Source organism: Solibacillus sp. FSL H8-0523 (assembly GCF_038051985.1).
Classification (GTDB): domain Bacteria; phylum Bacillota; class Bacilli; order Bacillales_A; family Planococcaceae; genus Solibacillus.
In genome coordinates this window covers 790,774-815,579 of record NZ_CP150291.1, presented here as the reverse complement: position 1 = coordinate 815,579, position 24,806 = coordinate 790,774, and the positions used below count along the sequence as shown (strand labels likewise).

The following is a 24,806-nucleotide window of genomic DNA, read 5'->3' as shown; positions in this document are numbered from 1 at the left end:
AAAAACTAGCGCTTCGCTTTTAAGCGAAACGCTAGTTCGAGAGATTTTCTTATCGATTACGACGATTACGTAAGAATGTCGGAATGTCTAAAGCATCATCTTGTTGATAATTTGTTTGTTGCTGTTGACGAGGCGCCTCTTGTTGAATAGGCTCTTGTGAACGAGTTGGTTGTTGCTGTTGTGGTGCCTGCGTTGCTGCTTGCTGACGCGCACCTAATGTTGGACGAACAGGCTGTGGTTTAGGTGCAATGAAATCATCTGAGAATCCAGTTGCAATCACAGTAACAATAATTTCGTCATTTAAGTTATCATTAATAACTGAACCGAAAATCATGTTTACTTCTTCATCCGAAGCTAATTGAACGATATCGGCCGCTTCTTGCACCTCATAAAGGCTTAAGTTTGTACCACCTGTAATATTCATAATCACACCTTTAGCGCCATCAATTGATGTTTCTAAAAGTGGTGAAGAAATGGCTTTTTTCGCCGCTTCTACAGCGCGGTTTTCACCAGCAGCAATACCGATTCCCATTAATGCAGAACCCTTGTCCGACATAATTGTTTTCACATCGGCAAAGTCAAGGTTGATTAAACCAGGCGTTGCGATTAAATCTGAAATACCTTGTACACCTTGACGTAGTACGTTATCCGCTTCACGGAACGCCTCTAACATCGGTGTTGATTTATCAACGATTTGTAATAACTTATCATTTGGAATGACGATTAACGTATCAACCGCTTCTTTCATTGACGTAATACCGCCAATCGCTTGAGTTTGACGCTTACGGCCTTCAAATGTAAACGGGCGTGTTACTACCCCAACTGTCAATGCGCCTAAATCACGCGCTATTGAAGCGATTACAGGGGCTGCTCCTGTACCAGTACCGCCACCCATACCTGCAGTGACGAATACCATGTCTGCACCACGTAATACTTCTTCTAATTGTTCACGACTTTCTTCTGCTGCTTTCTTCCCCACTTCAGGGTTTGCTCCAGCACCAAGTCCACGTGTTAATTTCCCACCAATTTGTAATTTATATTCAGCTTTTGATAAGTTCAAAGCCTGTGCATCTGTGTTTACAGCGATAAAATCTACGCCTTGTACACCATGTTCGATCATACGGTTTACAGCGTTATTACCGCCACCACCAACGCCGATTACTTTAATTACGGCTAATTGGTCCATACCCGTTTCAAATTCTAACATACAATTCTCCTCCTAATTGTTCACGTCATCTTTTTCGATTTAATCGAAAAATTTATTCAATATATTTTTTGCGCGATCAATAACACTTACTTTATTAGCATTAGCGCTATCTACTCTCTCCGATACATTAGCAGCTTGCTTTTTAGAAGGAGCTGGTTGAGTAGGATATGGTGCAGCATTTACTGGCTCGCTGTGTCCATAAAACTCGTCATCCGCATAGGCATGGCGTATAAGGCCGACCGACGTTGTAAATGCAGGTTCACGAACACCGATATAGTCTGGCGTATAAATGCGAACGCGCGTTAACATTATTTGACGAGCAAGTTGAGCAATACCTTCTAGCTGTGCTACCCCACCTGAAATAACAATACCACCAGGTAAATCTTGAATACCCATTCGAGCAAGTTCATCTAAAACAAGTTCAAATAATTCTTCTAAACGAACCCCAATAATTTCAGAAATATAACGTTGACTATATTGGTCTGTCGAATCCGTTCCTACAACAGGAACTTCAAATAGTTGTTCGTCTGAAGCATCATCATAAAAAGCATGGCCATATTGCTTTTTAATTTTTTCAGCCTGCTCTGTCGGCGTTTTTAATACGATTGATAAATCCTTCGTAATATGATCTCCACCAACTGGGATGACTGCTGTATTCGAAAGTAGTCCATCTTGGAATACCGCAATCGTTGTAGAACCCCCACCTAGGTCGATGTAGGCAGTCCCTTGATTCTTTTCGTCCTCCGTTAATGCAAAAGCTCCTGCTGCTAACGGTTGTAAATAGATTTCACGAATTTGTAGGCCTGCACGTTCCACACATCGTAGCACATTATGTACGAGCGTTTTCGATGTAGTAATCATCGTTGCATCCATTTCCAAACGAATACCGATCATGCCTCTTGGATCTTTGATTTCATCTAAATTGTCTACGATAAATTGTTTAGGTATTAAGTTTACTAGCTCCCGCTCAGGTGGAATGGACATCACTTGTGCAGAGTCTATTACACGTGCCAAATCATCATCTGTGATTTCTCGGTTTTCACTATTAACTGCCACCACACCTTTTACAGATTGTAAAAACGTTTGGTTAGCAGGAACGCCGAGAATTACCTCGTCTATTTTAATACCAGTCATTCGCTCTGCCTGGTCCACTGCCTTTTTAATCGATTGTACCGTTGCATCAATATCAACAATTGCACCTTTACGAATGCCTGTTGATTTGACATGCCCTACACCAATTACGTGCAATTGATCATCGCTCATTTCCCCGATCAATACTTTAATGGAAGACGAACCGATATCGAGCGAAACATAAATTTCTTGATGATTCAACTTTCTGCACCTCCTTCGAAATACTCCTTATAATTCATTCTATTGTAAATTCATGTGATTGTCTAAGTAAAACAATAAATTGTAATGATATTTTAACGTGATTGTTACGAGTTTTCACCTTTTTTTAATCGTCTATTATCTAATTTTGTTAATAAGATACGTCGGATTACAGCAATATTTTGGAAAAGTCGTACTCCAAATGCGAAAATTGCTGCTAAATAGAGGTCAACCCCTATATGAACCCCTAAAAAGGCAAGTCCTGCTGCTAAAAGTATATTGAAGAAAAAACCTGAAATAAATACTTTATCATCATAGACTTGTTGTAACTGTGCACGAATTCCGCCTACCATTGTGTCAAGTGCTGCAAGTACAGCAATCGACAAATAGTTTTCATAAACAGATGGAATTTGAATATCTGTTAAAATCCCTAATACCACGCCAAAAACCAACCCTAAAAGCGGTAACCACATATTCGTATCCCCTCTTATTTCTCTGATAAATACTTGCTTTTTTGTACTACAACCGTGGAATTAATACGGATACGCTCAGATGGCTCATGAACCGTTAATACAAGATTATCAATATAGAATTCATCTGGAAACGATGAAGCGAGTAAATGGTTTTTTAATTTTTGTGCTTGATCAAATGATTGCGTAATAATATTTATTTCAACATTTGTATCATCAATTGCTTCACTGTTCACCATTGTTTTTCCATTGATATCACGGATGGCACTATTGTACGTTAACCGTTTTCCGCCAATTTCAATCGCTTGCGCATTATATCGATATAAATCATTAACCAATCGAATAAGTAATTCGGGAGAAATGGGTTTAATTTCATAGCCGAATTGTAACAACTCTTCTGCTGGTTCGATCGTTAACGTCATGCCTGGACCCGTTGTCGGCAGTATACCTGCTTGTTCCTTCAAGTTATCCACTGTCTGCTGTAAAAGTAATTCGGGATTATCAAATTCGACATCTTCATACTGATTGACAGTTGCTGTCACATCGTTAATCTGTGTAAGTAATTCGGAATGTCGCTCTTTTTCTTGTGATAATTGCTGGCGAATTTCCCATATATCTACCGTATTTCGCTCGGTTGGGTTTTGTACGGTGTTATACTGTACCGCCAACATAAATCCAATGATGAGCGAGACGAGTGTAATATTACGGTACATTTTTTTCGTCATCATGATTCCTCCGAATGCTTGTTGCTTGTTATTCTTCGCTAACTGTTGCCATTTCAATTAAATTGCTGCGTTCAATTGTTACGACAACTTGTTCATTTAAAAGCTGATCAAATATTCCACCTGTTAACTCTAGCGATTCAATAAGAGTATCTTGATTGCCTATTGCTTCAATGACAAACGGCGCTGGATATTGTTGACCATCAATCGTAATAACAGGGCCATTACAACTTATATAAGAATTTGCTTTTAACTGTTGACCATTAATAGCAAGAGCCTCTGCGCCTGCAATTTTTAATTCATTTAACACTTTGAATATGTGACTTTCATGGACGATATATTCATTTGGGTTCGTTAATTGGGCGTTATAATCGCCGTCTTGTAACGTAATTTTAATCCCTTCACCTACACCCGCTGATAAGCCTAATAATAAGCGTAGCTGTTCGGCATCTTGAATGTTTTGTTCATATTGTGCCTCATTTGACGAATACTGCTTCTCATACGACCGAATTTTTTCTTCAAGTTCGGCAAGTTCGCCTACAAGCTCTTTGTTGCGTTCTTTTTGACGAATCAAATCTTCTAAATATTGATTTTCCTGGTCAAATTGTGAAGAGGCTGAGCTGAGCGTTCTTTTATCCTTGGAGAGATTATACGAAAAGCCAATAATAAATCCCGTAATAATACATACGATAAATAAAACCAAATATTTACGTGAAAATAGCGATTTAGTCTTCTCCTGTCTGTTGCTCTTGTTGTTCATCATTTGTTTGCTCTGCTTGCCCCCCTTCCTCAGATTCCGCTTCACTCATATCAATGAGCGAGTATTCATCCGAAAACGGACGATAATACGAACCAACTTCAATATCGATAATTCCCTTCTCAAACGCTTCTTGATGTTCGATTTGGGCAATAATCGACGGATAATAATTGAGCTTTTCCGCTAATGTATTCGCATCCGCTCGTACTTCATAGCCATCATTCATAAATAATGTAATGGCATATGGATCCGCTTCCGACGGGTTTGAATTGATTTGGGAAATGAGTGACAATACTTCTGGCTTCAATCCTGCCAGTTGTTTTAATAACTTTTTACGTAGTGATTCGTCATCAAATTTCAAGAAAATTGGCGCATCAATGGGCACTACTTCATCCGTTTCACTGAAAACAACTCCATTTTCTAGCATCGGATAAAAATCGCCATCCTTTGAAATGTATGCGACCTTTTTCCATTCATCGATTGTAATTTCAACATCGTTTAAAAATTTCCGTTTCACATCCACCGATTTAATCCATTCATTTTTGGCAAGTAGTTGTTCCACATCCGATGTTTTAAAGTCCCATAAGGAACTCTCCACTCGCAAGCCCGATTGCTCTAAATAATAAGCTTCATCTCGAAGTTCGGCACCTTCGATATCAATCTTTTTTATATTGCTATAAGGTAATTGAAAATAAAGAAGCACTAAAATGATGAGAAGAAAAATGGTGATTAAAGCGATAAATTTAAAATTGGTTCTTCGTTTTCTTCGTTTTTTCATAGCGGGTACACGTTCTGTAATATCAATCACCTTTTCCATCATCTCTACTCCTTTCTTTCCCCTGTTGAAAAGTTTAAAATCAGTGCCACGGTTAACCACACCACAACAAGCGATGTCCCACCATAGCTGATGAACGGTAACGTCACTCCTGTAACAGGTAGTAAATTAATGACTACCCCCACATTTAGACAAGCTTGTACCGCAATCATCGTCGTTAACGCACAAATTGCGTAAAAATGAAATGCCTCATGACAGCGAAGCGCTAATTTGAAACCCGATATTAAAAAGCACGCAAAAATAAGCAGCAATCCTAGTCCACCAACAAGTCCGATTTCTTCTAAAATAATCGCGAAAATAAAGTCGTTTTGTGGCTCAGGCAAATATAAATACTTTTGTCTACTTTTTAATAAACCATGTCCAAATAATCCTGCTGGCCCGATTGCAAAAAGAGATTGTACGGATTGGAACCCACTTCCTAAAGGATCTTCCCACGGATTGATAAATGCTTCAATCCGCTTTAGGCGATACGGTGCAGCAGCGATTAACAATGCTAAACCAACGATTCCCGCTACTACAAAGGCGACATACAAACGAATTGGATACTTTGCAATAAACAGTAGGATAAATGCGACAACAACTAATATGAAGACTGCTCCAAAATCAGGCTGTAGCATAATGAGTAATGCTGGTAGAAAAATCACAACAAAATGTCGCACCTGCACAACCCGTTCATACGATTTACGCTTTGATAGTATCGCACTCAAGTAAATCAATGTTGTCAACTTCGCAAGTTCAGCAGGTTGAACCGTTAATGCGCCAACACCTATCCAGCTTTGCGAGCCATTTCTTACAATGCCTATACCCGGTATTAAAACTGCAACCAATAACACGAGCGATAACACATAAAAAATAGCCCAAAGCTTTTCCTGTTGGAAGGCTGGTATATTCATGACCACAACACAACAAACAACGGCTACGCCAAAGTAGAGTGCCTGTTTGAAATAGAACGGGGTTTGTCCAAAGTAATGGACTTCCCCCCAATACGTTCCGGCTGAATAGATAAAAACAATCCCAATAATCGATAACAAAAATGCTGAACCGAAAAAATAAATTTTTGTTCGTTGGGGCAAACTTGCAATCCTTTCTTTAAGAAAGTTTCATGACACGTTCAATAAATAGGTCGCCTCGAATTTCAAAGCTTTCGTGCTGATCCCAACTTGCACATGCTGGTGATAGTAAAATAATATCTCCTGCTTCTGACATTTTTGCTGCATAGCCCACAGCATCTTCTACATCAATTGCACGTACAATGTTTTCAACACCACAAGATTTTGCAAATTCAATAAAGCGTAGTGCCGTTTCACCAAAAGCAACGACACCCTTAACGCCCTTCATATCCTCGCGTAGCTCTTCAAATGAGTGTCCACGGTCCAATCCGCCCGCTAACAATACAATCGGCGCTGTAAAGGCGGATAAAGCACTCTTCGTTGCTAACACATTTGTTGCTTTTGAGTCGTTATAAATTTTGCGGCTTTGCCATTCACGTACAAACTGTGTACGGTGACGTACCCCTCCAAATGACGCTAAAACTTGCGCAATCGCTTCATTTGGACAGTTTGATAGTTTGGCTGCGGCAACGGCACATAAAATATTCTCTAAGTTATGATTACCCGGTAACACGATATCCGCGCGATTTAAAATCGCTTCGCCTTGCCAGTAAATCGCCTGCTCATCTGCACTAACACCTTGCTCGGTACGGCCTTTTGTTGTAAATGGCACAAGTTGTGCTTGTGATTTTTTCGCATAATCTGCCACAACTTGCTGATCGGCATTATAGATGAAATAATCTTCTGCTGTTTGATTACGCGTTACACCAAATTTCGCTTCCGCGTATTCTTCAAACGTTCCATGATAATCTAAATGCGCTTCGTAAAGATTTGTTAAAATCGCGATGCGTGGACGGAAGGCGCGTGTACCCATTAATTGGAATGATGATAATTCGGTTACGATTATATTGTCCTTTGTTGCTTCAGCCGCAACACCACACGCTACCGTACCAATATTGCCCGCGATTAACGGCTTTAAATTGCCCTTTGCAAGCATTTCAAAAATAATTGTTGTCGTTGTCGTTTTACCATTCGAACCCGTAATCCCAATAAACGGCGCTTCACTTACTAAATACGCAAGCTCCATTTCTGTAAGTACTGGTAAACCGCGTCCTACCGCATCCGCTACGATCGGGTTTGTATATGGAATCCCCGGGTTTTTCACAACTAATTCAAAGCCTTCATCGAGTAAATCCTCTGGGTGACGGCCACAAATGACCGTAATCCCTTTTGAAAGTAGTTCCTGTGCTTCCGGGTTTGCATCAAATGGTTTGGCATCATTTACTGTGACAAACGCGCCTAGCTTATGTAATAGCTCCGCTGCTGCGACACCACTTTTGGCTAACCCTAATACCAAAACTTTTTTAGACTGTAATCCTTCATACTGAATCATAATAACGCCTCCGCTAATACTGCAATAAGTGCTACGATACAACCTGTTGACCAAAATACAATGACTACTTTCCATTCAGACCAGCCTGATAATTCAAAGTGGTGATGAATGGGACTCATTTTGAAAATACGTTTTTTTCGTAGTTTAAAGCTACCTACTTGCAAAATAACCGATAGTGTTTCAATAACAAACACTAAACCAACTAACAATAGTAATAATTCCTGCTTCACAAGAACCGATACCATGGCTAAAGCTCCACCAAGCGCTAATGAGCCGGTATCACCCATAAATACTTTCGCTGGGTTAGCATTGAATATTAAGAACCCAAGTAGCGCACCTGTTACGGCAAAAGCAAATAATGCAATATCTGCTTGCTCATTAAATAGGGCGATCACACCAAATGCAGCAAAGGCAATGGATGCTGTCCCTGAAACAAGTCCGTCTAATCCGTCTGTTAAGTTCACAGCATTTGAGAACCCAACGAGCCAGAAAATTAAAAATGCAACATAAAATACACCTAAGTCAATTGAAATGTCCGTATAAGGAATGCCAACCGATGTATCAAACGAACCTAAACGTAATAATAAGAATGCAGCAATGGCAATAACGATTTGTCCGATTAACTTTTGTAATGACGTTAACCCTAAATTTCGTTTAAAAATAACTTTTAATCCATCATCTAAAAAGCCAATAACCCCAAATCCAATTAAAACAAGTAAGAGCACGACGGTTTGTGTCGTAAATAAATCAAAAATCATCGCCACAACAACTGTCGAGACAATGATTGCTAGTAAGAAAATTAAGCCACCCATTGTCGGTGTGCCCGCTTTTTTCATATGCGATTGAGGACCTTCCTCACGAATACTTTGCCCAAACTTCAAACGGCGCAACACCGGAATTCCGATTGGTGCTAAAATGACCGTTAATAAAAATGATGAAACAAGTATGGTCAATGTTGTTGATAATGTCATAATAAATCTCCTTTAAAACTTCTGTTTAAAATGCGGTGGCGTTCTTGCTTCGATAAATCGTTTTTCTACAATATCTTTACAAAAAACGTCATTCACTATAATAGTTCTTTTAGTTGGATTTTTAAAGGCTGAAATACAATTTAATCTCCTAAATATAAATGAACCGTATCATTTTGCAAAATCCGACTATTTTCAACCGGAATTTGTTGAATGACCTTGCTGCCCTCACCGTGCCAGACAATTTTATATGGATAGTATTTTTCAACGATTTCTTCTTTAGTTAATCCGACTAAATTGGGGATGCGTTCTGTTAATTCATCGCCCCATACATAACGGCGCTCCAATTGTTGCTGTTGTTTTTCAATCGAAAGAAGTGGCGCGGCATCCTCAATAATTTGGCCGACGATTGGTGCCGCGATAACACTACCAAACTGCAATGCGCTTTTCGGATGATCCACGGCTACATACACTAAGATTTCAGGGTCATTTGCGGGTGCAAAACCGATAAAGGATACGATGTAATCGCCTTCCTTATAACGATTGTTCTCCACCTTTTGCGCTGTTCCTGTTTTCCCAGCGATTCGTAAGCCGTCGCGATACGCTTGACGTCCTGAACCATTTGCTACTACGAGCTCTAATGCATGACGCACTTGCTCGGATGTTTGTTCACTTACAACTTGTGACTTCACGACCGGCTGTTGCTCAAGTAAAACGTCCTTCGTCTTGGCATCTACTATTTTCGACACGACATAAGGCTGATACAATGTCCCCCCATTAATCGCTGCGGCAACGGCTTGCATTTGCTGAATCGGTGTCACAGAAATACCTTGCCCAAAAGAGGTTGTTGCATGCTCTACTGGCCCAAACGCTTCTTTCTTAAACAAAATACCTGAAGACTCTCCTGCAATATTCGAGCCTGTTTTTTGCCCAAAGCCGAAGCGATGAATATAATCAAGTAATTTTTCTGAACCAACACGTTGACCAAGCTCTACAAAGCCTGGATTGCAGGAGTTTTGCACAACTTCCCAAAATGTTTGATGCTTATGACCTGCGCGATTCCAACAGCGTAGACGCGCGCCTTCAACGAGCGTATAACCTGCATCGTAAAACTCATCGTTCTCCATATCCACAACCCCTTCTTCAATCGCTGCACTCAGCGTAATGATTTTAAAGGTTGAGCCTGGTTCATACGACATAAATACCGGTAAGTTGCGATTGTAAATACCGGAGTCTACTTCTGAAAAGTTTGTCGGGTCATACGACGGAAAGGATGCGAGTGCTAATATTTCTCCGCTATTCGGATTCATAGCAATGGCGAGCGCTTGATCTGCATCGTATTGAAGCATTGCCTGCGATAGCTCACGTTCGACTATTTTTTGGACGTCAACATCGATTGTCAGCTGCAAGGTTGCCCCATCTTTGCCATCTTTCCATTCGTCATCTACATGTTCAAGTGGCGTTCCTTTAGCATCGGTAAATAGACGTACTGCCTCGCTCGAGCTCGTTAAAATTTTATTGTATTCGTATTCAATTCCTGCTAAACCTTGATTATCTACCCCTGTAAAACCTAGAAAACGTGCTAACAAATTGCCATGTGGATACGCTCGTACATAATCAATGCCACTATAAAGCCCTGGAATTTGCATCTGTTGGAGCGCGATGGCCTGGTCATAGGAAATATTTTTTGCCTCAGGTGCAATTTTGACCAGATTCAGTCGTTGTTGAAGCTTCTCTAAAAGTTTCGTTTTATCTTTGTTTAATACTTGACTAAGCGCATCGGCAACCTGCTCTTTATTTTCATTTTGTGCAGGCATGAAATACATCGTTGGCGCAAGTTCATTCGTGACAATCACTTCACCATTTCGATCAACAATTTCCCCTCGCTGAGCAGCAAAAGGAATTTCTCGGTCCCAGTTTTCCTTTGCTAATGTCGACAATTCGTCGTATTGCACGACTTGCACATAAAGCAATTTAACAAAAATCGCCACGCCGTATAGAACAAATGCGATGGCGATCCATGTTAATCGTTGTTTAGCACTTTTTTGTACCCATTTCATTAAGACACCTCACTAATATCAACGTATGTCTTAATGAAAGGTTGTATTCAAAGCGTTTTAATCTTGTACGGTTTGTTCTTCTTCACCCTCTTCAAGCTCCATATCCTTAGCAGGAGGCGTTAGATGCTTTTCTTCTGGTGTTTTTAATTTCACGACAATTGGAGAACCATCTGCAATGATTGTTCCTTGGGATACACTTTGACTTTCGACAAAGCCTTCACCAAAAATTTCGATTGGTAAATTCGACAGTGATTTATACACAAGTAAATTACGTAATGACCAATTTTCAAATGATGGTACGGTAATCGTTCCTTCTGTTTTTAAGAACACGATGCCACCCTTTGTTAAGATTTTCCCTGCTACCGGGAATTGTTCCGTAATTTCGCCACCCTCGCCAATTAGGACTGGATGCAATCCATCTGCTTCAAGCTCTGTTACAATTGAATCTGAATGCGCACCAACATAGTTCGCAACTTCTTTCTTTTGTACTTCAGCTACGTCTGTCGGATTAATGTTTAAGTATTTTAAACTATTTTGTGCAACTGAATTAAATACTTGTGATACAGGATCTGAGCCGGCCTCTGCCCCAAGTTTTGGTTTTGCAACCGCAATATAGACAACTAATTGTGGGTCATCTGCGGGTACCATACCTAAAAACGAGTAAAGGAATTCATTTTTACCCCAGTCATAACCACGACCGTTTGCTTTTGGCATTTGGGCAGTCCCTGTTTTACCAGCCACCTCATAGCCGTCAAGTTGGAAGCGTTTCGCGTTCCCCGCCTCACCATAAATCGTTGAAGCAAGTAATTCGCGCATTTTTTTGGCTGTTTCCGCTGAAATCGGTCGTCCTTTTTCAGTCGGCTCTGAATCTAATACAATTTCACCAGTATTCGGATTAACAATTTTATCAATCACATATGGTTGCATCATTTCCCCATCATTGGCAATTGCCGTTAAGCCCTGAATAAGCTGAATTGGTGTAACCGTCGTCCCTTGTCCGAATGTCGTTGTATATTTATCAATTGGGTAACGTGCATTAAGGATACCACTCGCCTCATTCGGTAAATCAATCCCTGTTTTTTGACCAAAACCAAAATCATTTAAATACCCTTCAAACGTGTCCCAGCCCATGACATCTAGTAAGTTCGTCATCGCCGTGTTGGATGAACGCTGGAAACCTTCTAAATAAGAAATTGTTCCCCAACCAACCTCATTATGGTCTCGAACAGTGTCTCCATAAACCTTATATTGTCCTGATTTATACTTGGCATTGGGATACCAGTTACCGGAATCCACCGCAGCTGCTACCGTGAATGTTTTTAAAGTGGAACCTGGCTCAATCGTATTTTCAACAACATCGTTTAACCAGTTCCCGTCTAATCCTTCACGTGTATCTGGGTTAAATGTCGGGCGCTGACTCATAGCTAAAATTTCACCCGTCTTTGGATTGGCCACGACACCAATCATCGACTGTGGGCTATATTTTGTATTCACACGACTCATTGCATCTTCTAAAAAGTTTTGAATCGTTTTATCAAGCGTTAGGTAAATATCATTCCCGTGCTGTGCCTCTTCTACAATATTATTACTATTCGGTAATAAATAGTTTCGCGCATCTCGTTGATAGGATAATCGACCATCTATCCCCGTTAATTGTTTATCATAGATTGATTCTAGCCCCATTTTTCCTACGACTGCCGTTTTGCCCTCATCATCTGTTTCACGTAATGCAAAACCAATTAAGTATGAGGCAAATGCGCCATTTGGATAATAGCGTTTTTTATCGCTAAAGAAAATGACTCCTGGTAAATTGAGTGCTTCAATTTGCTTTTTCACATCATGGCTAATACCACGTCCGGCAAGACCGAATTCAACTTGATACTTATCTTTTGAAATAGTAAGTCGTTCATATATTTTCTCTTCATCCATTGGAATATAGTTTGCTAATTGCTCTGCGGTTTCTGCTGGATTTACTACATGTCTTGGGTTACTCTCTTTTTCCGTGGCCTTTTCTGAAATGACCACGACTAAACGATAACTTAGCGTATCTTCTGCAATAATATGTTCATTGCGATCTAAAATTTTGCCACGATCCGCTGACAACGCATAGCCCGATTCATACTTTGACAGAGCTTCTGTTGCTAGCTCGTGTCCTTTAACAACACCAGTTGCCTGGATCGATACAAAACGCCAATATAACAGTAAAAAGAGCCCTCCAAATAATAAAAACATTAGAAAGGCTCCAAACTGGTAACGAAATTTTCTCTTTTTCATTCCCCCGGCACTACCTTCACATTTTTCTCATTTAGTGTTAAACCGAGTTCTTTCGCTTTTTCCCAAATACGCTCGTGAGTCGATAGCTCACTTACGCGTACCTTTAAGTCAACGTTGTTATTATTAACTTCTGTAATTTCTCGTTCAATCGATTGGATTTCCATACTTACCGTTTGGATTTCTCCTTGCGTGTGTAATATGGAAATTGCGAAAGATGCTACAACTACCGCCAAAATTATGAATAAAAACTTTTCCCCCGGCGTAAAAAACTTAGCCGCTTTTTTAGGCTGGGGTTTATGTTCTTGGATTTGCTCATGCTGCTGTTCAGGTAGTTCTGGCTGGTGTTGGATGTATGTTTGTCTTACTCTTACTGCCATTTCTTACCCACGCCCTTTGTCGTTAATTTTTTCAGCAACACGTAACTTTGCTGAACGTGAACGATTATTCGCAGCTAACTCCTCGTCTGATGGTAAAATAGGCTTTCTTGTCACTAGCTTTAACACCGGTTTCATATGTTCTGGGATGACTGGTAACCCTGGTGGTAAATCAGGAAGTGATGCAGCTTCTTTGAATATCGTTTTCGTTAAGCGGTCTTCTAAAGAGTGGAACGTAATCACACTAATGCGACCACCAATCTTTAATAAATCAATCGCATCAACTAACGAATCCTCTGCTGAACCTAGCTCATCATTTACAGCAATACGGATTGCTTGGAAAATGCGCTTCGCAGGGTGTCCACCTTTACGACGTGCAGGAGCTGGAATACCATCTTTAATCAGCTCTACTAATTGACCTGTTGTTTCAACAGGTGCGATTTCGCGAGCTTGTTCAATTTTACGTGCAACTTGCTTAGAAAATTTTTCTTCGCCGTAGCGGAAGAATATACGAACTAAATTCTCATAAGTCCATTCATTGACAACATGATAAGCTGATAATTCAGCTGTTTGATCCATTCGCATATCAAGCGGTGCATCATGATGATAGCTAAAACCACGCTCTGGTGTATCTAGCTGCGGCGATGAAACACCTAAATCATATAAAATTCCATCGACCTGATGAATATCTAAATTGTGTAATTCTTCTTTTAAATAACGGAAATTAGAATGCACGAACGTAACGCGGTCTAAATAATCCGCTAATCGTACTTTTGCATTGTCAATTGCAATGGTATCTTGGTCGAAACAAATGAGACGACCTTTTTCTGACAATTGTTTCACTAGGTATTCACTGTGTCCTGCACCACCTAAAGTACAGTCTACATAAATACCATCTGGGTTGATGTTCAATCCATCAACAGTTTCTTTCAATAATACGGTTGTATGATCAAACATAGTTAAAGCACCTCTTAAAAATCAATTCCAATTAAATTTTCTGCAATCTCATTAAATGATTCCGACGATTCTTCAAAATACGAACTCCAAGCATCTTTAGCCCAAATTTCAATCTTACTCGATACACCTAATACAATGCACTCCTTTTCAAGATTAGCATGGTTGATTAGGGTAGATGGAATGTTGATTCGGCCTTGCTTGTCCAGTTCTACCTCGGTTGCCCCTGAAAAGAAAAAGCGGGCAAATGCACGAGCATCTTTATTCGTCATCGGTAAACCTTTTAATTTTTGTTCGAGTTTTCGCCATTCATCCATAGGGTATCCAAAAATACAATGATCTAGCCCGCGTGTCAGTACAAACGTTTCGCCAAGTATTTCCCGAAATTTTGCTGGTACAATCATACGGCCTTTTGCATCGATTGAATGTTGATATTCACCCATGAACATGCTACTCACCCCACTTTAATAAATAATGTACCACATCCCCCCACTTTCCACCACTGATTTCACGAATTCAACTACCAATAAAAAGAAATCACGAAAATGCGCACAAAACAGTACATTAGTTTGGTGTCAAAAGACACAAAAAAGAGTTACCTCTATATGAGATAACTCTTAATTAATTAAAGATAGACGACTTTGTGTTGGTTAGAAATACCCATTGGTAATGCTAACAATTCGTCAATCAATGTCTTACCGTGTTCATTTAGGTAGACGTAAGGACTATAAACACGTTCTTGATATCCTTTATTTGGATTTAGATGTGCCGTTACTGTATTGTACTGACGAATCGCCACAGCATGTTGTTCGATATTTTGCTGTTCGATTTTTGCTTGTAAATAATCAAATTGACGTTTGTGATAATCCATATTCTTTTCAAGTAGACCATTCAATTGGTAACGGCCTTTTAATTGCATTTCGAATTGCTCATATTGCGTCTGTAGTTGGTGTTGCATCGTTTCAATAAATTGCTCGGACTCATCATCACGAATTTGTTCGATATAGTCTGCTAATTTCTGTTCAACTTTATTCGCAAGCGCTTCAGCTACCGTTAGTTCTGTTTCTTTTAATAACGCCTGCACTTGTCGTGTCACAAGTGTAATATTTAAGCGTGGTGCAAAAATAGGCATTTGCAGCTGTAACGCGTGAAATGCAGGTTTTAATGTTGCCCAGTACGCTAACTCACCAGGTCCACCAACAAAGGCAAGCACCGGAATCGTCATCTCCTGCATTAACGGACGTGTCACCACATTATTACTTAGTGCTTGTGGATTGTCATTTGCTAATTTTAGTAGCTCGTCCTTTGTAAAGTTCACATGCGCCGACACATTTTTAAAATGCTGCTCTTTACGCTCTAATAAAAAGCGTTCGCCTTCTTTTACGTAAAATAAATTCGCATTATTTTGTGTTGCTTCAATCGGTTTTGCGTAACCCGCATCAGCTAACTTTTGTTCTTGCGCGACTACTTGATGCGCAATCTCTTCGTTGCATTCTATAAGTGCGGTAAAATAGGCCTTTTCATAGTCACGAAACGGTGCGAATGTAGCATCAAGCATCAATAAGCCATGATTTTCAAATAAATCATTCATTAAGCGGCTAAAGAAATCTGTAAATGTTGTACTTTCACTTGCATGGACTAACACACTTTCTAGCAAACTTTCTGTATATTCCGTTTCACCGAAATCTTTAAAAGTCGTTTTAATCACCTGTGTTAGTGCTTCTTGATTGAACGCTGTAGTAGAAGCCATCGTTTTAAATTTTGAACGCTCACTATAGCCTCGTTTTTTCACTTGTGCATCGACAATCGTATACGTATGGTTAATTTCTTCGATATCGTGATCTTCCCCAGCAATCCAGAACATTGGTACCACGTCTGTACTTAGCTGTGTGCGCTTTTCATTTGCCAATAAAATGACCGAAATCGCTTTATGCACAGAATATAATGGTCCTGTTAATAGCCCAGCCTGTTGCCCACCAACGACAACAAGCGCCCCTCGCTCCAACTGTTGTAAATGATTTTCGGTTTGCGTTGAAATCCCGAAAGGCTGCATATAATCACGAATAATATGCGCTAATTCCTTTGTTCGATAGTGGCGATTTTTTAAATACGCTGCACGTGCAACAAATGCTTCGTTATTGTATGCATAATCAAAGAACGTATGAATCGCCGTATCCTTCGACCAATAATCTGCTAATAATTGATTGTTGACTGGGGCTTGAATTTGTTCCAGTTCCATTAAAATTCTCCTCTGCTTCACTCTACTCAGTTGTAATGTATTTTACTTTTTAACTCTTTCTCATTATTGTATCGATAAATTAGCCACAACAAAAAGAATATGCTCTTAATCGATCATCATAAAAATCATGACTGAATGCGTCATCCCTATAATCCATACCGTGAAATATGCAATGCTTAGTAGTAAAAAATAAACGCGCCAAATCTTTTTTAATAGCGGCTGCACTTCAATTTCCTTTTTCGTTCGCCAATCTAGGTATGTAAAGATAATCGCGAGGATTAACAGGACCACGAGCATTAAAATCCAAATAGACTGTCCCCATAAACTACGAATTGCTACAGGAACCGAGAATAGTAAAATGACCGTCGTCACATCTGATGCTAATCCGATAGCTTTATGTTTTTTCAACTTGAACTTCCGACAAATAATAAGCGTCAAAATAAAAGCGATTATCGGAAAGATGATTATGGTTGCTAATATGAACTGAAGAAATAATATCACATTTTTTCACCGCTCTCCTCCAAAGCTTTAACAAGCAAATAGAATGTTTGCAACACGGGCATTGACTGATTTTGCTGTGTTGCTTTTCTTAAAATAGGCGCTACGATTGTATCAATTTCCGTTACCCTTCCTGCTAAACGGTCCGCAAGCATAGAAGAGGTGTTCGTTGCTGTTTTTTCACAAAGTGCGACAACTTGTTCGAATTGAAATACTTGCCCATATTGTGGAAAGACAGTTGTTATTTCATTATATAAATTTTTCAACAATTGAAAAGCATTGTTTTCAGTAATTAATTGACCATTCTTCACCTGTAAAATAGCCGTTAATGGGTTGATAAAGCAATTCAACAGCGTTTTTTCTAGTAGCATCGCCTCTGCATCTACCTCAAACACAACGGGCAGCTGATGTTGCGCGTAATTTAGCAGCGGTAGAAATAACACTTCATCCCCGCGACCTACAGCTAGCTTCATCACACCAATCCCCTTATGCGCTACATGGAACATTTCTAGCCTTTGTGCACCAAATTGGACTGAGCTAAACGCCAGATGGAGCTGCGGTAATTGCAACGCCTCCTCATAATGCGCTAATCCATTCTGTACAAACAGCACCGGTATTGTCACATCACTAGTTCTTAGCTGTGCATACACATTTTGCAAGTCGCCATATTTAACCGCTACAATAATTAGATCCGCTTTGCCCGAAAGTTCTGTCGCTACCGAGACTCGTAAATTGTCCGTCACGGTGCCATCGCTATTTGTTCGCGTGATTTTTTGTTCTTTAGGCAGCTGACGTCGTAGCACGAATGTGACATCCGCTTGTTGCTCAATAAAAAAGCTCGCCATTAATAACCCTACCGCACCTGCTCCGATAATTTCAATTCGCATGTATTATACCTCAAATTTATTTCGAATTAAAAAGGTCTGCCTTCAAGACAGACCTTTAGCTAACATTATTATACTGGATAGACTGGATGTTTTCGATACGACAATGTAATTTGCTTTGAATTATAGTACCCAAAGCGTTGAATTAATACATCGCGTAGCTCTTTTGGTGCCACAATATCATCAATTACCATTTCCGACGCTAATTTGTATAAATCAATCTCTTGTTTATACTCTTCGATTTTTTGTTTCACAAATTGCATGCGTTCTTTCGGATCTTCAATGGCTTCGATTTTATTTGAATACACTGCATTTACAGCTGCTTCAGGGCCCATTACAGCAATTTGCGCTGTTGGTAAGGCAATGACTGCATCTGGTTCAAATGCTGGGCCACACATCGCATATAACCCCGCGCCGTACGCTTTACGCACAATAACCGAAATTTTTGGTACAGTCGCTGAACTCATTGCTGAAATAAATTTTGCACCGTGACGAATAATCCCTTGCTTTTCGACTTTTGTACCAATCATAAAACCTGGCACGTCCGCTAAAAATAATAATGGGATTGAAAAGGCATCACAGAGCGTAATAAACTTCGCTGCTTTATCTGCGGAATCAACGAATAGCACGCCACCTTTTACTTTCGGCTGATTCGCAATAATCCCTACGACCGCTCCGTCAATATGTGCTAACCCTGTAATCAACTCTGGTGCAAATAGCTTTTTGATTTCAAAGAAGCTTCCTTCATCAATCAATTGGTCAACTGCTTCATACATATCAAACGGTGAATTTTGATTTTCCGGAATAATTTCTTCTAATGTTCGCCCTTTAATTGGGGCTTTTATTTCACTCATTGGCGGAAACTCAGCAAAATTCGCCGGGAAGTAGCTCATGTATCGACGCGCCTCAGCAATGGCTTGTTGTTCTGTTTCGGCAAGCACATCCCCACAGCCGCTAACCGTACAGTGCATACGCGCACCCCCCATCTCCTCAAGCGATACCTTTTCACCGATTACCTTTTCCGCCATACGTGGTGAGCCTAAATACATCGACGCATTGCCATCAACCATAATGACAATATCGCAAAACGCTGGAATATAAGCACCACCCGCAGCAGACGGGCCAAATAAAATACAAATTTGCGGAATCATCCCACTCATTCGCACTTGGTTATGAAAAATACGCCCAGCCCCACGACGCCCTGGGAACATATCTAATTGATCGGTAATACGCGCACCTGCCGAGTCGACTAAATACAGCATTGGTACTTGTAGTTTTTCTGCCGTTTCTTGGATACGAATAATTTTTTCAACCGTACGCGAGCCCCAAGAGCCTGCCTTAATTGTTGAATCATTCGCCATGACGCACACCGTTTGCCCATCGATTTGCCCGATTGCAGTAATAACACCATCTGCTGGTAAGTCCCCTGCTTCACAGTTTGCAAAGCGAGCGTCTTCTTCATATACACCTTCATCAAATAATAAAGTTAAGCGATCACGCACAAATAATTTATTTGTTTCTTTTAGCTTTTCATGATATTTCGGAGCGCCACCTGCATAAATTGTGTCAATTTTTTGCTGTAAGTACTCATTGTAAGTTGGTTGCATTGTCGTTTCCCCCGTCACTTAAGCTAGTTCAACTAACACATCATTTTCTTCTACAAAATCCCCTTCAGCAACAACCACTTTCTCTACTGTGCCATCCGTTTCTGAGTCATGCGCGATTTCCATTTTCATTGATTCTAAAATAATTAATGTTTGCCCCTTCGTTACGCTATCTCCCTCTTTTACACTCACTTCGAAAACTGTTCCTGCCATTTGTGCTTTTACCTGTGTCATAAAATTTCCCCCTTAGAAAGATATTTGCGCAAAGTCGCGCACTGTTTCTAGTTCTATTGTAAGCTAGCTTCAAATTTAATTACAAATATTTTCTCGTATAATATAATATTTTCTATCTTTAACCCTTTTCTTTTATCAAAGTGCTTCCTTGTTGCAACCATTTTTGCATTTTATCGTACTCCGATTGTAATTCAGAGTATTTCATCTCTAAATCATTGTACGCTTCTGTCAACTCCTCAAAGCTGGTTAATGCTAATTTCAAATGACTGCGCATTAATTGCTTTGGACGTTTGCGCACACTATTTAGCACCTGTCCGTATTGCGTACGTAGTGTTTTATTCCAGCGAAAACCACAGGCCTGCTTCGTCCTATTTAACGCCCCAGCTGCTTGTTCGAATGCCTCTAACTGCGTGCGTCCATTTTGTACATTATGAATGACAATTTCCGCAAGTTTTTCATCATCTTCAATCGTCCATTGATCTTTTCTTCTTTTCGACTCCACCTCATGCACCACCTCATATTTTTTACTACTATATGCCGCGCGCATTAAAATAGACTTTGAAATGAAAAAAGTTACGACAAAAATAGTTTTCGTCGTAACTGGATGATGTTATTTTTTTTTATTTAAAAAGTTTTGAACCGCCTCATGATGCGCTTCTGATTCCCAAAGCTTTGCACATAAGCGTACTTCCTCCATGACCCGCTCATACATATTGCGTTCACGCCATTTACGTAGTTCAATTTCTTTATACGCTTGATGAACCGATGGGTGAATTTTCGCCATATGTTCAATAAAATCCGCCAATGCTTGCTCTTTTGTACCTTCAATGTAGACACGCATCGCCCAACCAATATCATAAAGTGTTTTTGCGTCATACGGTTTTGCATCCACAAGCATTTTTAACGCACGGTCATGACGTAGTCCGCGCTCAAATAGGTACGTTCCGCCACCCCAGCCAGATGTAATCGCAAGCGTCCCTTGAATAAAGCCTGCTTTTGCGTGAGAAGCCATTATACGGAAATCACAGGCAGTCGCAATTTCACAGCCCCCACCTACCGCCGTTCCATTAATGAGCGCGATTGTTGGTACGGGTAATGTCGCCACTTCATATAAAATTTCCGCCATTTTGCTCAGCATCCCGAACGCCTCATCTTCTGTTTCTAAATTATGAAACTCCGATAAGTCCCCACCCGAACAAAATGACTTGTCACCAGCACCAGTAATAACTAAAAAGCGCACGTCATCATGTTGTTTTATGTATGTAATCACTTCTTTTAAACCATCCATTACGGCATAGTTTATAGCATTTCGTTTTTCTTCTCGATTAATCGTAAACGTTAAAATCCCATCTTCTTGTTGAATTAAGTAATCCATTCCATCATCCCCCAAAATTATGATCAACATTCATTAGGCTATTCATTGTTCGACTAAATAATGAAATTTTCTAATAATATTAATAGTACGCGAGAAGAAATGATTTTACAATAACTTATAAGAAAAGCGCATTCGCGCCCTTTAAGCCCCGACAGGCATTGGAGGACCCGACGCAAAAGTAAACACTCCTCCACTTTTGCAGGTGGGTTCGAAATGTCCGAGGGGCTGGCGCGAATACCTAGACACTGCTATAACGGTAAAATTTTATATATTCTTACCCAACAGAAAAAAGACTAGTGAAGAGCCATGGTCTCTTCACTAGTCTTATCTGAGCAAAATACTGAATTATTTTGCTACTACTTCTTTACCTTTGTATTGTCCGCAAGCTTTGCAAACGTGGTGTGATAATTTAGCTTCTCCACAGTTTGGGCAAGCTACCATACCTGGTAAAGCTAATTTGAAATGCGTACGACGCTTTCTTTTTGCAGTTTTAGAAGTTCTTCTAGCTGGTACAGCCATTATTGGCACCTCCTTACAGATAGTTATTCATCTGTTTGATCAAAATACTTAGCTAAAGCAGCCAGTCTTGGATCCAGTTTTGGTTCGTCAACTTCCTTAGCTTTTTCTACATCTTCATCCGTTGAATAGGACCAGTCTTTACCACCTAGCACTTGTCCTTCGGTATTCTCTTTGAATACTTGCATCGGCACTTCGAGAAGAATTAATTCTTCAAGAACTGGTTTCATGTCAATCACGTCTCCATCAATAAAATGGATATCGCCTTCAACATCCCCACGGTTTTCTGCATCAACCCAGCTGAAAATTTCAACTGTTTCGATTTCCACAGGATATTCAACATCTTCCCACGTGCGAGCACATGGAAGCGTCAATGTAGCGCTAATCGTTAATTGACAAGTCATTTGCGATGCACCAAAAGTACATAGCCCTTTTACATGAACGGGTGAAACGTTGCGAATATCTCCGTTACGAGTCATTACTTCCTGCAACTCGACATAAGTATCAAGTGGCATTCCGTCTTTTCGATACTTCGATAATTGATGAATTGACCATTTCATTCGTTTATCACCTCGAGACAACACTGTTGATTATATAGCTTACAAAAATAGATGTCAAGATAATTTCTTGTCACTCTTTAAAAAGGTGCTTATAATCAAGTTACATTCTATCATATTGACGCACAACATTCACTAAAATATCATGAATTCAATAAGAAACTATTCTAACGTAAGGAGGAATTTTATGCAAGCTGTAGGTATCGTTGTTGAATACAATCCTTTTCATAATGGCCATTTACACCATGTAACGGAGGCAAAAAAAACAACCCATTCAGAGGTTGCGATTGCCGTCATGAGCGGGCAATTTTTACAGCGAGGCGAACCCGCACTCGTTGACAAGTGGCATCGCACAAAAATGGCGCTAGCTAGCGGTGTAGACATCGTAATTGAGCTTCCTTACATTTTCAGTACCGCGCAAGCAAGCCTGTTTGCATCCGGCGCCGTCCAGCTTTTAGAAGCGATGAAATGCACGCATCTTGCCTTTGGTAGTGAACAAGGAACAATTACACCTTTTTTAAATACGTATGAAGTGATTGAAAAAAATCGCGACGATTACAATGCCATTATTAAAGAACATGTTCAGCAAGGCAAAAGCTATCCGCAAGCATTATTTATTGCTTACGAACAGCTTACACAACTTTATAAAAACACATACATCGATTTAGCGCAGCCGAATAACATTTTAGGATTTCATTATGTGGAGGCAATAAAAGCACACAAGTGCAAGATGCAGCCCGCTACGATTCAGCGCATTGCGGCTGGTTATCATGATGCGATCGATGCAGCTAGTTCGATTGCAAGTGCGACCGGTATTCGACAAGCATTATTTGGCGGACAAAACTTGCAACAAGTCACACAATTTTTACCGAAATCCAGTGTAGAACAGCTTGCGATTTGGCAACAAACGCACGGGCAATTCGCGAGTTGGGAAAATTTTTGGCCACTGTTAAAATATGCGATTTTACGCCATATACCACAGCAACTAAAAGCATATGCTGATGTTACCGAAGGACTTGAAAATTCACTTATTAAACATGCAGCTGCCAGTAATTCTTACGCTGAGTTTATGAATGCATTAAAATCAAAACGCTATACGTGGACAAGGCTTCAACGCATGATCACACATATTTTTACCGGTATAACAAAAGAGCAGCTTCACCAAACGACAACACCGAGCTACATCCGTATTTTAGGGATGACCAAAGAAGGGCAGGCATATATTTCAAGCATTAAAAAGTCACTTACCTTACCGCTGATTAGTCGTGTCGGTGCTGTTAGCGACCCGGTACTCTCGCTTGATTTACATGCTACGCAAATGTACCAACAAGGGATGGCGCAATTTTCACGCATAAAAATAGACGAGGATTATAAATCTCCGCCTATTCGCGTTTAATTTTTCGGTTGTAACGTTTCTAAATAGTCGAGTGCATCGTCAATGGTTTTGACCGGCACGACTTTCATATCCGTCTTGATTTTTTCAGCGGTTTTTTTCGCTGTTTGGTAATTAGATTCGATGTTTGGGTTATACTCAAGCATCGCTTCTGTTATTTCATCATCTGGCGCGAAGAAAATAGCAATCCCCTCTTTATCGGCAGAGACGATTTTTTTCTCAATCCCACCAATGCGTCCTACTGTACCATCTTCTAGCATTTCTCCGGTACCCGCAATTTCGTAACCTTTTGTAATATCCTGATCAATTAACTGGTTCAACAGCTCTAACGTAAACATTAGGCCCGCTGAAGGCCCACCGATGTCTTCAGTTTTCACTGTTACCTTTGGATCGGTTTTAATCGATTTACTTTCCGAATACGTAATGCCAATCCCGTAACGGCCATCTCCACCTGGAATTTCTTTAATCGCTAACGTTTCGTCGATTAATTTGTCATTACGCTTCACGACAAGGCGTATTTGGTCCCCTTTTGTTTTCGGGGTAATGATGTCGTGGAAGGTTTCCAAACTCATAATGCGCTGTCCGTCTGCCTCGACAATCTCATCGCCTGGCTTTAATACACCATCTGCGGCCCCTTTTGCGAGTACATTTAATACATAAAGCCCTTTATACGTAATTTGATAATCCAATCCAGCACGGTTAAACGCAACATATGTGGCATTAAACTGTGAATCAGTCATGTACTTTAATTGACGTATATTGTATTCTTCGTCGTCTTCTTCTTCTTGACGCACATCAGCAATTTTCACCACATCGTAAAAGTCCGTAAAATTAGCCATCGCGTACGTAATCGGTGTTGCCTGACCCATCGCAACCGTTGTCATATAAAAGGCACCCTCATCGTCCTCGTCACCTTGCTGAACGGCTAAAAAATCGCTGACGTCATATGTACCACCCGGTTTGGTAATATAATAATCCAATCGATAAAATGATAATGCCATTAACACAATAAAAAAGATTCCTAATGATATTTTCGCTTTATTATTCATTCTATATAAACGCCTCCAAAATCAGTGAAAGACTAAATAAACATCTAATTGCATACAATTAGTGT

Annotated in this window: 25 protein-coding genes; 1 reads left to right on the top strand and 24 read right to left on the bottom strand. The window is 40.1% G+C overall.

Going from position 1 to position 24,806, the window contains the following annotated elements:
- Positions 1-49: 49 nt before the first annotated feature.
- From ftsZ to NSQ62_RS03685, 23 genes are all read right to left on the bottom strand, one after another.
- The gene (gene ftsZ, locus NSQ62_RS03795) at positions 50-1,207 is read right to left on the bottom strand and encodes a cell division protein FtsZ (RefSeq protein WP_341322602.1); all 1,158 of its coding nucleotides are present in this window, start codon (positions 1,205-1,207) and stop codon (positions 50-52) included.
- A gap of 39 nt (positions 1,208-1,246) precedes the next feature.
- Complete coding sequence (gene ftsA / locus NSQ62_RS03790; RefSeq protein ID WP_341322601.1) at positions 1,247-2,539, bottom strand: cell division protein FtsA; 1,293 nt, start codon at positions 2,537-2,539, stop codon at positions 1,247-1,249.
- 104 nt (positions 2,540-2,643) lie between these two features.
- Positions 2,644-3,009 (bottom strand): small basic family protein, encoded by a 366-nt coding sequence (locus tag NSQ62_RS03785; protein WP_341322600.1) that lies wholly within the window; start codon positions 3,007-3,009, stop codon positions 2,644-2,646.
- A gap of 14 nt (positions 3,010-3,023) precedes the next feature.
- A complete protein-coding gene (locus tag NSQ62_RS03780; RefSeq protein ID WP_341322599.1) occupies positions 3,024-3,734 on the bottom strand; it encodes a DUF881 domain-containing protein in 711 nt (236 codons plus the stop codon).
- 25 nt (positions 3,735-3,759) lie between these two features.
- Positions 3,760-4,488 (bottom strand): DUF881 domain-containing protein, encoded by a 729-nt coding sequence (locus NSQ62_RS03775; protein ID WP_341323877.1) that lies wholly within the window; start codon positions 4,486-4,488, stop codon positions 3,760-3,762.
- A complete protein-coding gene (locus NSQ62_RS03770; protein ID WP_341323876.1) occupies positions 4,454-5,302 on the bottom strand; it encodes a cell division protein FtsQ/DivIB in 849 nt (282 codons plus the stop codon). Before NSQ62_RS03770 ends, NSQ62_RS03775 begins: the two co-directional genes overlap by 35 nt.
- Positions 5,303-5,307: 5 nt before the next feature.
- Positions 5,308-6,393 (bottom strand): putative lipid II flippase FtsW, encoded by a 1,086-nt coding sequence (gene ftsW, locus NSQ62_RS03765; RefSeq protein WP_341322598.1) that lies wholly within the window; start codon positions 6,391-6,393, stop codon positions 5,308-5,310.
- A 16-nt stretch (positions 6,394-6,409) separates the two neighbouring features.
- Entirely contained in the window at positions 6,410-7,762 is a 1,353-nt protein-coding gene (gene murD / locus NSQ62_RS03760; protein ID WP_341322597.1) for a UDP-N-acetylmuramoyl-L-alanine--D-glutamate ligase, read from the bottom strand.
- Complete coding sequence (gene mraY, locus NSQ62_RS03755; RefSeq protein WP_341322596.1) at positions 7,759-8,733, bottom strand: phospho-N-acetylmuramoyl-pentapeptide-transferase; 975 nt, start codon at positions 8,731-8,733, stop codon at positions 7,759-7,761. Before mraY ends, murD begins: the two co-directional genes overlap by 4 nt.
- A 140-nt stretch (positions 8,734-8,873) precedes the next feature.
- Positions 8,874-10,790, bottom strand: a complete 1,917-nt coding sequence (locus NSQ62_RS03750; protein ID WP_341322595.1) for a penicillin-binding transpeptidase domain-containing protein — start codon at positions 10,788-10,790, stop codon at positions 8,874-8,876.
- A 57-nt stretch (positions 10,791-10,847) separates the two neighbouring features.
- Positions 10,848-13,022, bottom strand: a complete 2,175-nt coding sequence (locus tag NSQ62_RS03745) for a penicillin-binding protein (RefSeq protein ID WP_341322594.1) — start codon at positions 13,020-13,022, stop codon at positions 10,848-10,850.
- A 38-nt stretch (positions 13,023-13,060) separates the two neighbouring features.
- On the bottom strand, positions 13,061-13,441 hold the full coding sequence (gene ftsL, locus NSQ62_RS03740; protein WP_341322593.1) for a cell division protein FtsL: 381 nt from the start codon (positions 13,439-13,441) through the stop codon (positions 13,061-13,063).
- A gap of 3 nt (positions 13,442-13,444) precedes the next feature.
- On the bottom strand, positions 13,445-14,395 hold the full coding sequence (gene rsmH, locus NSQ62_RS03735; RefSeq protein ID WP_341322592.1) for a 16S rRNA (cytosine(1402)-N(4))-methyltransferase RsmH: 951 nt from the start codon (positions 14,393-14,395) through the stop codon (positions 13,445-13,447).
- 14 nt (positions 14,396-14,409) lie between these two features.
- On the bottom strand, positions 14,410-14,841 hold the full coding sequence (gene mraZ, locus NSQ62_RS03730) for a division/cell wall cluster transcriptional repressor MraZ (RefSeq protein WP_341322591.1): 432 nt from the start codon (positions 14,839-14,841) through the stop codon (positions 14,410-14,412).
- Between the two features lie 176 nt (positions 14,842-15,017).
- A complete protein-coding gene (bshC, locus tag NSQ62_RS03725; RefSeq protein ID WP_341322590.1) occupies positions 15,018-16,631 on the bottom strand; it encodes a bacillithiol biosynthesis cysteine-adding enzyme BshC in 1,614 nt (537 codons plus the stop codon).
- Between the two features lie 105 nt (positions 16,632-16,736).
- Positions 16,737-17,132 (bottom strand): DUF3397 domain-containing protein, encoded by a 396-nt coding sequence (locus NSQ62_RS03720; protein WP_341322589.1) that lies wholly within the window; start codon positions 17,130-17,132, stop codon positions 16,737-16,739.
- Positions 17,129-18,016 carry a 2-dehydropantoate 2-reductase gene (locus NSQ62_RS03715; RefSeq protein WP_341322588.1) on the bottom strand — a complete coding sequence of 296 codons (888 nt, stop codon included), beginning with the start codon at positions 18,014-18,016 and terminating at the stop codon, positions 17,129-17,131. Before NSQ62_RS03715 ends, NSQ62_RS03720 begins: the two co-directional genes overlap by 4 nt.
- 68 nt (positions 18,017-18,084) lie before the next feature.
- Positions 18,085-19,620, bottom strand: a complete 1,536-nt coding sequence (locus NSQ62_RS03710) for an acyl-CoA carboxylase subunit beta (protein WP_341322587.1) — start codon at positions 19,618-19,620, stop codon at positions 18,085-18,087.
- 18 nt (positions 19,621-19,638) lie between these two features.
- Complete coding sequence (locus NSQ62_RS03705; protein WP_341322586.1) at positions 19,639-19,851, bottom strand: biotin/lipoyl-binding carrier protein; 213 nt, start codon at positions 19,849-19,851, stop codon at positions 19,639-19,641.
- Positions 19,852-19,969: 118 nt separating this feature from the next.
- Positions 19,970-20,353, bottom strand: coding sequence for a transcriptional regulator (locus NSQ62_RS03700; protein WP_341322585.1), 384 nt, complete (start codon positions 20,351-20,353; stop codon positions 19,970-19,972).
- A 108-nt stretch (positions 20,354-20,461) separates the two neighbouring features.
- Positions 20,462-21,226, bottom strand: coding sequence for an enoyl-CoA hydratase/isomerase family protein (locus NSQ62_RS03695; protein ID WP_341322584.1), 765 nt, complete (start codon positions 21,224-21,226; stop codon positions 20,462-20,464).
- A 345-nt stretch (positions 21,227-21,571) separates the two neighbouring features.
- A complete protein-coding gene (gene rpmF / locus NSQ62_RS03690; RefSeq protein ID WP_341322583.1) occupies positions 21,572-21,745 on the bottom strand; it encodes a 50S ribosomal protein L32 in 174 nt (57 codons plus the stop codon).
- A gap of 23 nt (positions 21,746-21,768) precedes the next feature.
- On the bottom strand, positions 21,769-22,302 hold the full coding sequence (locus NSQ62_RS03685; protein WP_341322582.1) for a YceD family protein: 534 nt from the start codon (positions 22,300-22,302) through the stop codon (positions 21,769-21,771).
- A 184-nt stretch (positions 22,303-22,486) separates the two neighbouring features.
- Here NSQ62_RS03685 and NSQ62_RS03680 point away from each other — a divergent pair, with 184 nt between their 5' ends.
- Positions 22,487-23,695, top strand: coding sequence for a nucleotidyltransferase (locus NSQ62_RS03680; protein ID WP_341322581.1), 1,209 nt, complete (start codon positions 22,487-22,489; stop codon positions 23,693-23,695).
- Here the strand turns inward: NSQ62_RS03680 and NSQ62_RS03675 are convergent.
- Positions 23,692-24,741, bottom strand: a complete 1,050-nt coding sequence (locus NSQ62_RS03675) for a SepM family pheromone-processing serine protease (RefSeq protein WP_341322580.1) — start codon at positions 24,739-24,741, stop codon at positions 23,692-23,694. The two genes, NSQ62_RS03680 and NSQ62_RS03675, sit on opposite strands and share 4 nt — an antisense overlap.
- Positions 24,742-24,806 lie beyond the last annotated feature (65 nt).